General features: G+C 68.6%; 10 protein-coding genes. 5 read left to right on the top strand and 5 right to left on the bottom strand.

What is annotated here, in order from left to right; translation table 11 throughout:
* Nucleotides 1-68: 68 nt before the first annotated feature.
* Nucleotides 69-665, top strand: coding sequence for a transglycosylase SLT domain-containing protein (locus tag BM397_RS16430; protein WP_092426051.1), 597 nt, complete (start codon nucleotides 69-71; stop codon nucleotides 663-665).
* A 93-nt stretch (nucleotides 666-758) separates the two neighbouring features.
* On the opposite strand, the gene BM397_RS16425 is transcribed toward BM397_RS16430, so the two are convergent.
* The 4 genes from BM397_RS16425 to dapE form a co-directional block, all read right to left on the bottom strand.
* Nucleotides 759-1,340 (bottom strand): LolA family protein, encoded by a 582-nt coding sequence (locus BM397_RS16425; RefSeq protein WP_092426049.1) that lies wholly within the window; start codon nucleotides 1,338-1,340, stop codon nucleotides 759-761.
* 288 nt (nucleotides 1,341-1,628) lie between these two features.
* Nucleotides 1,629-5,066, bottom strand: coding sequence for a DNA translocase FtsK (locus BM397_RS16420; protein ID WP_092426047.1), 3,438 nt, complete (start codon nucleotides 5,064-5,066; stop codon nucleotides 1,629-1,631).
* Nucleotides 5,067-5,087: 21 nt separating this feature from the next.
* Entirely contained in the window at nucleotides 5,088-6,269 is a 1,182-nt protein-coding gene (locus tag BM397_RS16415) for an aminotransferase class I/II-fold pyridoxal phosphate-dependent enzyme (protein WP_092426045.1), read from the bottom strand.
* A 291-nt stretch (nucleotides 6,270-6,560) separates the two neighbouring features.
* Nucleotides 6,561-7,712, bottom strand: coding sequence for a succinyl-diaminopimelate desuccinylase (dapE, locus tag BM397_RS16410; protein WP_092426043.1), 1,152 nt, complete (start codon nucleotides 7,710-7,712; stop codon nucleotides 6,561-6,563).
* A 161-nt stretch (nucleotides 7,713-7,873) separates the two neighbouring features.
* Between dapE and BM397_RS16405 the strand changes: the two genes are divergently transcribed.
* Nucleotides 7,874-8,947, top strand: a complete 1,074-nt coding sequence (locus BM397_RS16405) for a Hint domain-containing protein (RefSeq protein ID WP_092426041.1) — start codon at nucleotides 7,874-7,876, stop codon at nucleotides 8,945-8,947.
* 141 nt (nucleotides 8,948-9,088) lie between these two features.
* Nucleotides 9,089-11,437 carry a ribonuclease R gene (rnr, locus tag BM397_RS16400; protein ID WP_092426039.1) on the top strand — a complete coding sequence of 783 codons (2,349 nt, stop codon included), beginning with the start codon at nucleotides 9,089-9,091 and terminating at the stop codon, nucleotides 11,435-11,437.
* Here rnr and BM397_RS16395 read toward each other — a convergent pair.
* Complete coding sequence (locus BM397_RS16395; RefSeq protein ID WP_176806703.1) at nucleotides 11,409-12,119, bottom strand: glutathione S-transferase family protein; 711 nt, start codon at nucleotides 12,117-12,119, stop codon at nucleotides 11,409-11,411. The genes rnr and BM397_RS16395 overlap by 29 nt on opposite strands.
* A 106-nt stretch (nucleotides 12,120-12,225) precedes the next feature.
* Here BM397_RS16395 and BM397_RS16390 point away from each other — a divergent pair, with 106 nt between their 5' ends.
* Both BM397_RS16390 and BM397_RS16385 read left to right on the top strand, forming a co-directional pair.
* Nucleotides 12,226-12,933, top strand: a complete 708-nt coding sequence (locus BM397_RS16390; RefSeq protein ID WP_092426035.1) for a helix-turn-helix transcriptional regulator — start codon at nucleotides 12,226-12,228, stop codon at nucleotides 12,931-12,933.
* A 124-nt stretch (nucleotides 12,934-13,057) separates the two neighbouring features.
* Nucleotides 13,058-14,347 (top strand): lytic murein transglycosylase, encoded by a 1,290-nt coding sequence (locus BM397_RS16385; protein WP_092426032.1) that lies wholly within the window; start codon nucleotides 13,058-13,060, stop codon nucleotides 14,345-14,347.
* The last annotated feature ends 6 nt before the right edge of the window (nucleotides 14,348-14,353 follow it).

Below are 14,353 nucleotides of genomic sequence, written 5' to 3'. Positions count from 1 at the left end.
TTTGCGGTAAAATCCCTGTCAACAAAAGGCAAAAGACTTCCAGAAGAGCAGAAAAAAGCGAGAGGCAGATGAGCAGATGGCTTCGCGCGGCGACGCTGGTGTTGTTGGCCGCGTCCTGCGGAGGCGGCGGTGCAGGCCGCGCCCCGAACAACCTAGAAGACGCATGCGCCATCATCCGTGAGCGACCCCAGTACATCCGCGCGTTCCGCGCCGCGGAGCGCAAATGGGGTGTGCCGGTGCACGTGCAAATGGCGACGATCTATCAGGAAAGCAAGTTCATCTCGGACGCGCGGACGCCGTTCCGCTACGCGCTCGGGGTGATTCCCTATGGCCGGCAAAGCTCGGCCTTCGGGTACAGCCAGGCGCTGGACGGCACCTGGGACGAATACCTGCAGGAAACCGGCCGCTGGCGCGCCGACCGCGACGACATCCGCGACGCAGCGGATTTCATGGGCTGGTACATGGCCGGAAGCCGCGAGCGCCTCGGCATCAGCCTGCGCGACGCGCGCAACCAGTACCTCGCCTACCACGAGGGCCGCGGCGGCTTCTCGCGCGGGACCTACAACAGCAAGTCCTGGCTGCTGCGCGTGGCCGAGGACGTGGGCAACCGCGCCGTGGTCTACGAGGTGCAGCTGGCGAACTGCCGCCAGGCGCGTCGCTGGTGACGCGAAACTGGCGAAACGGAGCTGGTGAGACACGAAAGGCCGGGCATGACGCCCGGCCTTCTCTTTTTGCACCGGCCCCTGCGGGGCGCGCGGTCACTTCACCCGGTTCACGTCGAAGACCGAGTTCGGCAGGTTGGCGTTGTCGAGCGCGCCCAACACCACGGTGGTCTTGCTGCCATTGCCATCGGTGATCACCCATTGCCGCAGCTGCACCGGCTGGCCGGTGAACTTCATCTGGATCGAGCCGCGGTCGGGGTGCTCGGGATCCTGTGCGGTCACCGTGGTGGCGGTGCCGTCGTAGCTGTGCCCGGTCACCATGCCGGCCCGGCCGAGGTTGACGTTCTGCGCCAGGATGATCGACAGCGGCGTCTGGCTCAGCGGGTAGGTCTCGGGCTGACCGCCCAGCTTCTTGTCGAAGACATAGACGGCCCCGGCCCAAGCCAGCACCAGAGCCTGGTCCGGCGGGTTGTACTCGAAGCGCACCTTGCCCGGGCGCTTGATCGAGATCGTGCCGGTCGAGATCGAGCCGTCGCCGTTGATCTGGGTGAACTGCCCCTTTGCGGACTGGATCGAGTTCAGGTACTGGGACACTTCGCCCAGCGAGAGCTTCTGCGCCGCCGCCGGCAGCGTGGTGAGCACCAGCGCCGTGAGCGCGGCGATGAGAGTGCGGATCATTCGTCAGGTCCTTCTGGCCGTGGTCTGCCCTTCTGTCGCACGCCGCGGTGCGGATATGCGATATCAGGCAGGCGTTGAAGCCTATCTAGGGCGTCGGACGCGGCGATCAAAGCCCCACCGGCATCGCGCCGGCGCGGCTCCGCGCAAGAGGGGGCTCCGCCCCCGCCCTGCGGGCTCCCCCGACGTATTTGAAAAGAGAAGAAGCCCGGGAGCGCGCACCCCCGGGCTTCTTCTCTTTGCAAATACGCAAATCCCTGCGCTGCCGCAGGCGCGGCGCCGGGTGGATCCTTATTGCTCGGGCACGAGGATCTCGCGCTTGCCGACATGGTTGGCTGCCGAGACGACGCCCTCGTCCTCCATCTGCTCCACCAGGCGCGCGGCCTTGTTGTAGCCGATGCCCAGCTTGCGCTGGATGTAGGAGGTCGAGCACTTGCGGTCCTTGATGACGATGGCCACCGCCTGGTCGTAGAGCGCGTCCTCGCCGTCGGTGTTGCCGCCGGTATTGAGGCCGAGCACCGCGTCGATGTTGTCGGCCTTCTCCTCATCGGGCCCCTGCACCACGCCGCTGACGTATTCCGGCGGACCGAAGGCCTTGAGATGGTTCACCACCTCCTCGACCTCCTCGTCCGACACGAAGGGGCCGTGGCAGCGGGTGATCTTGGCACCGCCGGCCATGTAGAGCATGTCGCCCATGCCCAGCAGCTGCTCGGCGCCCATCTCGCCGAGGATGGTGCGGCTGTCGATCTTCGAGGTCACCTGGAAGGAGATCCGGGTCGGGAAGTTGGCCTTGATGGTGCCGGTGATCACGTCGACCGAGGGGCGCTGCGTTGCCATGATCAGGTGAATACCGGAGGCCCGCGCCATCTGCGCGAGGCGCTGGATGCAGGCTTCGATCTCCTTGCCCGCGACCATCATCAGGTCGGCCATCTCGTCGACGATGACGACGATGTAGGGCATCTTCCGCGGCTCGAACTCTTCGGTCTCGAACACCGGCTCGCCGGTCTCGTCATCGAAGCCCGTCTGCACGGTGCGCTTGAACATCTCGCCCTTGCTCAGCGCCTCGGCGACGCGGCCATTGTAGCCGTCGATGTTGCGCACGCCCATCTTGGACATCTTGCGGTAGCGGTCCTCCATCTCGCCGACGACCCACTTCAGCGCCACCACGGCCTTCTTGGGGTCGGTGACGACGGGGCTCAGCAGGTGGGGGATGCCGTCGTAGACGCTGAGTTCCAGCATCTTCGGGTCGATCATAACCAGCCGCAGATCCTCGGGTGTCAGCTTGTAGAGCAGCGACAGGATCATCGTGTTGATCGCCACCGACTTGCCCGAGCCGGTGGTGCCGGCGATCAGCAGGTGGGGCATCTTGGCGAGGTTGGCCACGACGGGATCGCCGCCGATGTCCTTGCCGAGCGCCAGCGGCAGGCGCTGGGTGCCGTTGTCATAGTCGCGGCTCGAGAGGATCTCGCGGAACGAGACCATCTCGCGCTTGTCGTTGGGCAGTTCGATGCCGATCACCGAGCGGCCCGGGACCGTCGAGACGCGGGCAGAGAGCGCCGACATCGAGCGGGCGATGTCGTCGGCGAGGCCGATCACCCGGCTCGCCTTGAGGCCCGGTGCAGGTTCGAGCTCGTACATGGTGACCACGGGGCCGGGGCGGACCGAGACGATTTCGCCCTTCACGCCGTAGTCGTCGAGCACCGATTCCAGCATCCGTGCGTTCTCTTCCAGCGCCTCGTCGGAGAGCACGTGGCGCTCGATGTTGTCGGCGCTGGCCAGCAGGTGCAGCGGCGGCAGCTCGTAGTCGATGGCGTTCTCGGAGAAGCCGAGGGTCGGCTGCGCCTCTGCCTGGGCGCGGCGCGAGGGCTGCATCACCTTCGGCTCGGGCTTCTGCACCACCTTGCGGGGCTGGGCGACCGGGATGGCAGGGCGCGGCGTGTCGGCCGGCGCGCCGGTCGACCAGCTCTGGACGTCGTAATCGTCGTCCTCGGCGTCGTCGTCCATGTCGTAGCCCTGGACCGGCGCGTCGTAGCCATCGTCACCGTAGCCATTGTCACCGTGGCCGTCGCCATATCCGTCGTCGTAGTCATCCGAAGTGTAGTCATCGCCCGCGTAACCGTCCTCGGCGGAGTCGTCCTCAGCGTAGACCTGCGCGGCACGCGGGGCCTGCGCCTGCGGCTGCGTAGCGGGCTGCGCCGCGTAGGCAGCCGGGGCGTCCTCGCCGTAGTCGTCGAAATCGCGGAAGTCGTCGTAGCCCTGCCCCGCTGCCTCGGCAGCGTCGTAGGGATCCTCGGCGTGGGTAAAGGGCGCGGGGCCCGAACTCCGGGCATAGCCCTGCGCCTCGGCCATATGCTCGGGGGCCGGCGGCACCGCGCGGGCACCCGGTGCCGGGGCGCGCGAGGCGGTGAGCGGCGGCTCGGCCGGCAGCGCCTGCGCGGCCTGCGCGGCGGTGAGCGGCGGCTCGGCACGCAGCAGCTGCGTCGGTTTGTAGATCAGCGGTGACGGGCCACGTCCGCGGCCCTTGGTCAGCGGCTTGTTCGGGTCCTCGGTGCGGCTGGTGCCGCCGAAGGAGGGCATCGAGGGGCGTTTGCGGCTCTTCACCGCGTGGAGGATCTTGGCGCGGATGCGGTCCTCGCCATTGTCGGGTTCGATCGGCAAGAGCTCGACCTCGTCATCGTAGGCTTCGGGTTCGGGTTCAGCGCGGCGGGTGATGCGGGCCAGCAGGCCCGGCTTCTTCGCCGGCTCGGTCGCGGGGCGCGGGGCGGGCACCGGCGCCGGTGCGGCGGCCTGCTCCCAGGCCTGCATTTGCGCGTAGGCGTAGGCGTCATCCTCGTCGAGCAGTTCGGGCTCTTCGGGTTCCAGCTCCAGCGGCGGCGGCGCGGCGCGGCGCACGCGCGACGCCGGGCGCGGCTGCGGCGCCGGTTCGGGAGCGTAGTCCTGCGGATCGTAGTCGTTCGGCGCCTCGGTGTCGCCGTAGCGTGTTGCGGCCCAGGCCTCGGCCTCGGCGGCCTCTTCGGCACGGCGGGCGCGGCGGTCGGAATGCGCCGTCTGTGCTTTCTGCGCGGCGGCCATGGCCCCGCCCGCGCCGCGGCCCAAGAGGTTCAGCAGCGACGCGTAGGACATGATCAGCCCGACCAGCAGGAAGCGCGAGATGTTCTGCAGCTCGGCCTTGGTGAAGCCCAGCACGAAGGCACCGAGCGCCAACAGCCCCGCGCCCAGGAGCACGGTCAGCAGCTTCAGCCCGAAGCCCGCGCTCAGCGGCAGGATGCCGAGCGCCGTGCCCATCATCATGTCGCCGAAGAGCCCGCCGAGGCCAAAGCTGTGGGTCCATTCCGGCCCGGTGGTCAGCCCCGCGGCATAGACCGAGGCCAGCGCGATCCAGATCGGCGCAAAGACCACGCGCGAGAGAGCGCGCTCGTCGCCGCGGTGCAGGGCGAAGCGCAGTCCCCAGACCAGCAGCACAAGCGCGAGGCCCCAGCTGCCGAGGCCGACGATCATGTAGAGCGGCGCGGCCATCGAGGCCCCGAGCCGGCCAAGCCAGTTCTGCACCGGCGCGTCGGTGGCCGAGAGCCACGACGGATCGTCCGGCGTGTAGGAGCCGATCATCGCCGCCGCCATGAGGCCGAGAACAATCAGGGCGATGCCGCCCAGCTCCCTGCCCCGCTTCTCGATTGCGGCCTGCATGTTGCTGTCGAAGAGCGGGTCACGCCCCTTCACCTGATATGCCATCGCTCGCCTCGTCGTTTTTTCTTATTGCCCGTACAGGCAGTCCCGAATCCGGGTCAGCCCGCGCTCGGTTTCTTCGCGGGAGGCCACCAGTGCCACGCGCAGGAATCCCTTCCCCGGATTTCCCGCCTCGGTGTCACGCGACAGATACGCGCCCGGCAGCACCCGCACGCCGGTTTCCTTCCAGAGCTTCAGCGCCGCTTCCTCGCCGTCCTCGACCGGCAGCCAGAGGAAGAAGCCCGCCTGCGGCGGCATGTAGCCCGGCACGTTGCCGAAGATGCGGTCCGCCAGCTCGAACTTCTCGAGATAGAGCGCGCGGTTTTCGACCACATGCGCCTCGTCGGCCCAGACCCGCTCGGATACGCGCTGCACCGGCAGCGGCAGCGGCGCGCCGGCAAAGGACCGGTGCTGCTTGATCCGGCGCAGGGTTTCGGGCCCGCCCGCCACGAAGCCCGAGCGCAGCCCGGGCAGGTTCGAGCGTTTGGACAGCGAGTGGAAGATCACCACCCGCTCGGGATCGGCGCCCATCTCGGTCGCCACCTGCAGCGCGCCGACCGGGGCCTCGCCACGGTAGATTTCAGAGTAGCATTCGTCCGCGAGGATCTGGAAATCGTGCTTTTCGCCTAGCGCGATCAGCGTCTCCCAATAGGCGCGGTCGGCGACGGCGCCCTGCGGGTTGGCCGGCGAGCAGAGGTAGACCAGCGCGGTGCGCGCCAGCACGTCCTCGGGCAGGCCCGCAATGTCGGGCAGGTGGCCGGTCGCCTCGGTGGCGTTGACGTAGACCGGCTCGGCCCCGACCGACAGCGCCGAGACCGCGTAGACCTGGTAGAAGGGGTTGGGCATCAGCACCAGCGGCTGCTGGCCGTTCTTGGTTTCCGGGCAGAGCGCCATGCCGGCGTTGTAGAGCCCCTCGCGGGTGCCGTTGACCGTGGTCACCTGCGTGTCGGGGTCCACCGTCACGCCGTAGCGGCGGGCGATCCATTCGGCGATATTGGCGCGCAGCTCCGGCGTGCCTTCGTTCGGCGGGTATTTGCCGAACTCCTGGACAGACTCGGCCAGCACCTCGCCGACGAAGGCCGGGAAGGCGTGCTTCGGCTCGCCGATGGTCATGTGGATGACCTCGCCGCCGGGCTCGAAAGAATCGAGCAACGCCCGCAGGCGCGGAAACGCGTAAGCCGGAAGGTTCGAAAACCGTTCGGGGAACATGCCAGTACTGCCTCTGTAAGTCGGGATCGTATGCGCCCCGTTTGCGCCAGAGGATACGCAAGGCAACGGGCTTCGTCTACCGCAACTCCACGCGGCAACGGGTCCGTGGCAGGAATGTCGCAGCGCGGTAAAATTTTCGCCTCGCGGCGGGGCCGCCGGGAATTCCAATGTCACCCCGGCGACTTAGCGAAGCCCTTCCGTCACGGAGGACCCGCTGCAGAAGGGGCGAATCACGTCTCTCTCCGCGGCGATGGACAGGCCGGTCCAGAGCAGCACCGGCCTGCCGTGGCTTCAGGCGAAGTAGTCGCGCAGCATCCGGGTGTAGATCGCCTTGAGCTGGCCGATCTGCGCCACCTCGACGTTCTCGTCCACCTGGTGCAGCGTCTTGCCGACGAGGCCGAACTCGACCACCGGGCAATGGTGCCGCACGAAGCGCGCGTCCGAGGTGCCGCCCGTGGTCGACAGCTCGGGGCTGCGGCCGGTCTCGGCCTCGACCGATTTCGCCACCAGCTCCGAAAGCGGCCCCGGCGGGGTCAGGAAGGCCTCGCCGGAGATCTTGATCGTCAGCTCGGTGCGGGTGCCGAACTCGGCGTCCACCTTCGCGGTCTCGGCGCGCAGCCACTCGGACAGCGAGGCCCCGGTGTGGGTGTCGTTGAAGCGGATGTTCAGGGTTGCGCGGGTCTGCGCGGGCACCACGTTGGTCGCCGGGTTGCCGGTGTCGATGGTCACCACCGCCAGCGTCGAGGGATCGAAATGGTCGGTGCCCTCGTCCAGAACGTGGCTCGACAGCCGGTCCATCAGCCGCGCCATGGCGGGCATCGGGTTGAGCGCGCGATGCAGGTAGGCCGAATGCCCCTGCTTGCCGGTCATGGTGAAATGCGCGTTCATCGAGCCTCGGCGGCCGATCTTCATCATGTCACCCATCTCTTCCGGGCAGGTCGGCTCGCCGACGATGCAGATCGACATGCGCTCGCCTTCACGTTCCATGTACTCGAGCAGCGCCGTGGTGCCGTCCACCGCGTCGCCCTCCTCGTCGCCGGTGATGGTCAGCACGATGGCCCCCTCGGGCGGCGTCTCCCGGACGAAATCCACCGCGGCGGCAGCAAAGGCGGCGACACCGGATTTCATGTCGGTGGCGCCGCGCCCGTAAAGGATGCCGTCCTTCACCTCGGCACCGAAGGGATCCACAGTCCACGCCGCGAGATCGCCCACCGGCACAACGTCGGTGTGGCCGTTGAAGCCGAAGCTCTTGGCGTGGCCCTTCTCGCCCCAGCGGGCGAAGAGATTCGCCACCCCGCCCCGGTCGACCCGCGTGCAGGCAAACCCCGCGGCCTCCAGAAGCCCTTGCAACAGCACCAGCGCGCCGCCCTCCTCGGGGGTCACCGAGGGGCAGCGGACGAGGTCGGCCGTGAGCTGGACGGGATCGGTGGGCTGATGGGTCATGGGCGGATCTCCGGAAAACGTTTGCCCTTGGCTACAGCGCCCGGCGGACGTGTGCAAATGTGATGAAAAGGGCGCAGCGGGGCCTGCCGCCACCACCGCCGACTGACGCTCCGAGGGGTGCGGTGCTACGCTCGCGCAAAACGAGCAGGACCACCCCTTTCATGAGCTGGATCGCGATCGCCGCGGAGCAGACGCGCTGGATCGACAAGCAGGCCTTTGCCGAGGCCCTGGAGACCCGCGGCCGGCGCCTGGAGCGCGGCAGCCTGCTGATCGAGACCCAACTCTCCCCGCGCGCCGAGCCGAAGACGCTGCTGGCCTACGAGCGCGGCTTTCCTTTACAAGCCAGCCTGACCCTTCAGGTGCTGCCGGGCGGCAGCATCGTGCTGGTCGCCAGCCGCGACGGCGAGATCTTTCACACGGTAATCGGCTACCCCGAGGATGGCCGCCCCGAAACGTTGCGGCTGACGCTGTCGTGGGACGCGGGCCGGGAATGGGCGCGGCTGGCGGTGGAACGGCCCGACACCGGGGGCATGGAGCTGCGCATGGTCCAGGCACTTCCGCCGCCGCTCTACGAGGACGTCAAGGCGCTGACCCTGTACCCGCAGCTGCGCCATACCGCGCCCGACCTGCTGTTCTTCGCGGTCTCGGACGAGATCGAACCCGTCGGCCCGCTGCCCAGCCTTGCGGGCGCCACCCCCGTTGCCACGCCGCAGGGGCAGCGCCGCATCGACAGGCTGACCGAGGGCACCGAGGTGCTGACGCCAGATGGACGGATTGCGCCGGTCCTGCGGGCGGCGGCGCGCAGCCTTCCCGCCTTCGGGTCATTCCGCCCGGTACGGCTGCGGGCACCCTACCTCGGGCTCGAACGCGACATCCTCGTGGCACCGCACCAGCGCCTGCTGATCTCGGGCTCCGAGGTTGAATATCTCTTCGGGCGCGAGGCGGTGTTGGTGCCGGCGCAGAGCCTGACCCACGGTTTCGCCGCGCGCTTCGAGACCGGCGCCCCGCTGATCCGCTACCACCAGCTGCTGCTGCCGGGCCACGACACCCTGCAGACCGCCGGCATCGCGGTGGAAAGCCTCTATGTCGGGCGGCTGCGCCGCGATGCTGCAAAGCTCGAGGCCTCGGTCCTCGCGGACATGGATCGCCACGCCATGCCCGAACAGACCCGCGCCGGCTACCAGGTGCTGCGCCCCTTCGAGGCGGTGACCCTTGTCGAAGCGCGCGCCGCCTGACCCACCGGCAGAGGGGGCGCTACCCCTGCAGCCTGCGGCGTCTCCCCCGGGATATTCGGGCCCAGACGAAGTTGCGGACGCGACGGCCACGTACAAGAGAATCGCGATGACGCTGACTTCGGCGCGTGGTACGGCTGCGGCATGAGCAAATTGCCTTCGAAAGCCGAGATCCTCGAGTGGATCGAGGCGCACCCGACCCAGACCGCGAAACGTGACATCGCCAAGGCCTTTGGCATCAAGGGCGCTGCGCGGATCGACCTCAAGCGCATCCTCAAGGAGCTCGAGGCCGAAGGGCACCTGGAGAAGCGTCACAAGACCTACCGCGACCCGGACCGGCTGCCGCCGGTGTCGGTGCTGCAGGTCAAGGCACCGGACGAGAACGGCGATCTTTTCGCCCAGCCGCTCGAATGGCATGGCGAGGGTGTCGAGCCCATCGTGCTGCTGGTGCTGCGCGCCTCCGATCCGGCGCTCGGAGAAGGCGACCGCATCCTGGCCAAGCTGCAGGTGGTGCACGAGGCGGACCACAACTACGAGGCGCGGCTGATCCGCAAGATCGGCGTCAGCCCGCGCAAGATCGTCGGCATCTTCCGCAAGGGCCCCGAGGGCGGTCGCATCGTGCCGATCGACAAGGGCGCCGACAAGGAATGGCTGGTGGCGCCCGACGCCATGGGCGGCGCCAAGGACGGCGAGCTGGTCGAGGCCGAGCAGGCCGGTCCGCGCGCCTCGCGCATGGGGCTGCCGAAGGCGCGCATCGTGATGCGGCTCGGCGATCCCTCGGAGCCCAAGGCCGTCTCGCTCATCGCCATCCACCAGCACGGCATCCCCGACGACTTCCCGCCCAAGGTGCTGGAAGAGGCGGACCGGATGAAACCGGCGGGCCTGAAGGGCCGCACCGACCTGCGCGAGCTGCCGCTGGTGACCATCGACCCGGCCGACGCGCGCGATCACGACGACGCCTGCTTCGCCGAGGCCGACGAGGATCCGAAGAACCCCGGCGGCCACGTGATCTGGGTCGCCATCGCCGACGTCGCCCACTACGTGCTCCCGGGCTCGCAACTCGACCGCGAGGCCAAGAAGCGCGGCAACTCGAGCTATTTCCCCGACCGCGTCGTGCCGATGCTGCCGGACCGGCTGTCGGGCGACCTGTGCTCGCTGCACGAAGGTGTGCCGCGTGCCTGCATCGCCGTGCGCATGGTGATCGATTCCGAGGGCAACAAGCGCTCGCATGAATTCGTGCGCGGCCTGATGCGCTCTCCCGCCTCGCTGAACTACGCCGAGGTGCAGCAGGCGATGGACGGCGAGCCCAACGACAAGACCGGGCCGCTGCTCGAGGATGTGATCCGCCCGCTCTACAACGCCTACTACGCGCTGCGCGCCGCCCGCGACCGGCGTCAGCCGCTGGACCTGGAGCTGCCCGAGCGCAAGATCGTGCTGGCCGAGGATGGCACCGTGGCTTCGGTGAACTTCGTCGACCGTCTCGACGCGCACAAGCTGATCGAGGAATTCATGATCCTCGCCAATGTGGCCGCCGCCGAGACGCTGATCGCCAAGCGCACCCCGCTACTGTTCCGCGTGCACGAGGAGCCGCCGGTCGAGAAGCTCGACGCGCTGCGCGAGACGGCGCTGGCCGCGGGACTGACGCTGGCCAAGGGGCAGGTGCTGAAGACCTCGCATCTCAACAAGCTGCTGCATGATGCGGCGGGGCGCGAGGATGCCGAGCTGATCAACCTCGCCACGCTGCGTTCGATGACGCAGGCCTATTACAACCCCGAGAACTTCGGGCACTTCGGCCTCGCCCTGCGCAATTACGCGCATTTCACCTCGCCAATCCGCCGCTACTCGGATCTCATCGTGCACCGCGGTCTGATCACCGCGCACGGCTGGGGCGACGACGGGCTGAGCCAAGAGGACATCGAGCGGCTGCAGCAGACCGCCGAGCACATCTCGGACACCGAGCGGCGCTCGATGATGGCCGAGCGCGACACCACCGACCGCTATCTTGCGGCCTACCTGTCGGAGCGCGTCGGCGCGGAATTCGGCGGGCGGATCAGCGGCATCGCCAAGTTCGGCGTCTTCGTGAAGCTCGACGAGAGCGGTGCCGACGGGCTGGTGCCGATCCGCAATCTCGGCAACGAGTTCTTCCACTTCGACCGCGACGCCGGAACGCTGATGGGGGCCGACACCGGCACGCTGATCACCCTTGGCCAGCGGGTCCGGGTGAAGCTGGTGGACGTGACGCCGGTGACCGGCGGCATCGGGCTGGAACTCTTGGAACTCGCCGGCGAGGCGGTCGAGGCCCCGCGTCACCGCAAGCCCGCGGGCTACGGGCGGTTCAAGAAGACCCCCGGCAGCAAGCCTGGCGGCAAGGGCGGGCCGAAAGGCAAGGGCGGCAAGGGCAAGGGACCCGCACGCCGCAAGGACGTGCAGGCCCGCGCCAAGGATGCCAAGACGGCGCGCAAGGTCAGCCGGACACGTAAAGCCGATCGTTGAGCGGCGCGTAAAGCGCCTCTCGCCCGCGCGCGACGTAGTCCATGAGCGGCTGCCGCGCGCGGAGCGCCCGGCGCAGCGCGGTCTCACCGGGCAGCCGGTCGATCATGCTCAGCACCGGCAGCACCGAGGCATCGGCGGCGGTGGGCTTCGCGCCAAAGAGCCATGGGCCCTCGCCCAGCACCGCGATGAGCGCATCGAGGTCCATCTCCGCCAGCGTGCAGCGATCCTCTTCCGAGTAGCGGGCGACACCATGCCAGGTCATGCCCTGCCGCTGGCCCTCCTGCACCTTGGCTTCGAGCCCCTCGGGCATGCCCTTGAACACCTCGGGGAAGAACTGCGGCCAGACGCGGGCGTCGAGCCAGCGGTCATGGGCCACCTGCCAGCGTAGGCTCTCTTCGGCCATGCGCATGACCGCGAGGGCCATGCCGCGCGCCGCCAAGTCGAAGCCGGGGAAGAAGTCGGTCCCCTGCGCCTCGAGCCATTTCTGGATCAGCGCGCTGTCGGGCACCACGCCCTGCGGCGTCTCGAGCACCGGCAGCTTGCCATAGGGTCCCTCGGGCATGGGCACGAAGCGCGGCTGCCAGTCGAGGCCGGACATTTCGAGCAGGATCATCGCCTTGGCGCAGAAGGGGCTGTTGGACGGCTCGCCAAGGGTGGGCGGGAAGGAAATCAGGGTCAGCATGGGGATGGGTCCTTTTCGGGACGGGATGAAAGGAGAGTGCCGGCCCCTCGGACCGTAGCCCCCGCTCTTGCCGGAAACTGTCAGCAGGGTGCAGGATGATCGCGCCATGTCCCGTACCGAACGCCTCTTCCAGCTCATGCAGGCGATGCGCCGCCTGCCCGCCCCCGTCACCGCCGCCACACTGGCGCAGGAGACGGGTGTGTCCGAACGCACGCTCTATCGCGACATCGGATCCCTGCGCGGACTCGGCGCGGTGATCGACGGCGAGGCGGGCTACGGTTTCACCCTGATCGAGGACCCGCACCTGCCGCCGCTGTCCTTTGACGAGGACGAGCTCGAGGCGCTGGTGCTGGGGCTGCGCGAGGTTGAGGCGCTGGCCGATCCGGCGCTGGCGCATTCCGCGCGCAACGCGCTGGCCAAGCTGCGCGCCCGCCTGCCCGAGCGGCAGGCCCACCAGCTGCGCCACGCGGTGCTGACCGCGCACCGCTTCTCGCCACCTGCCCCGCCGACCATCGATGCCGCCCTGCTGCGCTGCGCCTGCCGCGAGGAGCGCCACATCCGCTTCGACTACCGCGACGCGCAGGGGGCAGCGACACAGCGCGAGGTGAAGCCGCTGTCGCTGCTTTTGCTCGACAATTCGCACTGCCTGATCGCCTGGTGCCTACTGCGCGAAGACTACCGGACCTTCCGGCTCGACCGGATGGCCGGGATGGCGGTGCTGGAGCTTTCGTTCCGGCCCGAGCGCGTGCCGCTGCTGCGCGGCTTCATGGACCGGATGGAGGCCGAGCAGGGCAGCTGTGCGATCCGGCTCTGAGGCGCATTCCCGTCCGCGGTCTCTTGCCGACAGGGCAAAAAGTGATCGCCGCCGCACCTTCGCAAATCGTCCCATCCGGGGTAGCCTTTTCGTCAATAAGAACACGAGCAGTAGGTGACACCCGATGAAACGGAGCCTTTCCGGCCTTGCGCTGTGCCTGATGGCCACGCAGGTGCAGGCCGAGCGCATAGACGACTATACCGCCCCGGTGATCTCGCAACGCCCGGCGCAGCGCCCCATGGCCTTTGTCGCGGCAAAGCCGGTACAGGTCGCGCAGGTGGTGCCCTCGACCGAGGTCCAGCAGGAGTTCGCGCGCTGGCTTGTCGGCTTCCGCGATCGCGCCCGCGCCGAGGGGATCAGCGAGCGCACCCTGGATGCGTCGCTGCGCAACGTGACGCTTGATGCCGACGCGTTGCACAAGATCAACAACCAGGCCGAATTCACCAAGACGCTCTGGGCCTACCTCGGCTCGGCGGTCTCGGACACGCGCATCGAAAACGGTCGCGCAGCGCTGGCGCAGAATGCCCAGCTGCTGCGCCAGATCGAGGCGCGCTACGGCGTCGACCGGCAGGTGGTGCTGGCGATCTGGGGCATGGAAAGCGCCTATGGCACCCACCGCGGCACGCATCCGGTGATCCCGGCACTGGCGACGCTGGCCTACGGCTCGCGGCGCGGCAAGTTCTTCGAGGGCCAGCTGATCGACGCGCTGCGTATCGTGCAGGACGGCGACACCACCGCCGAGAAGATGACCGGCAGCTGGGCCGGGGCGATGGGGCACACGCAGTTTATCCCCTCCTCCTACCGCGCGCTGGCGGTGGACTGGACCGGCGACGGCAAGCGCGACATCTGGTCGGACAACCCCGCCGACGCCCTCGCCTCGACGGCGCATTACCTTGCCGAGAACGGCTGGATCCACGGCCAGCCCTGGGGTGTCGAGGTACAGCTGCCGCGCGGCTTCGACTACGAGCTCGCGGGCAGCACGAACCGCATGCCCTCGGACTGGGCGAAGCTCGGGGTGGTCGGCATGGACGGTCGCCCGGTACAGGACTTCGGCTCCGCCAAGCTGCTGCTGCCCGCGGGACACAGGGGCGCGGCCTTCCTGACCTTCAAGAACTTCAAGGTGATCTCGCGCTACAACGCCGCCGATGCCTATGTGATCGGGGTCGGGCACCTGGCCGACCGCATCATGGGCGGCGCGCCGATCCGCGCCAGCTGGCCCGATGACGAGCGCGCGCTGACCAGCGACGAGCGCAAGGAGCTGCAGGTGCGGCTGAAACGGGCGGGCTTCGATCCCTCGGGCGTCGACGGGCGTATCGGGCCGATGACCATCAAGGCGCTGCGCGATTACCAGCGCGCGGTGGGCGTGGTGCCGGACGGCTACGCCTCGCTCGAGGTGCTGCACCGCCTGCGCTGAACCGGC

This window comes from Alloyangia pacifica (assembly GCF_900116195.1).
Classification (GTDB): domain Bacteria; phylum Pseudomonadota; class Alphaproteobacteria; order Rhodobacterales; family Rhodobacteraceae; genus Salipiger; species Salipiger pacificus.
This window is presented reverse-complemented; position numbering and strand designations above follow the sequence as displayed.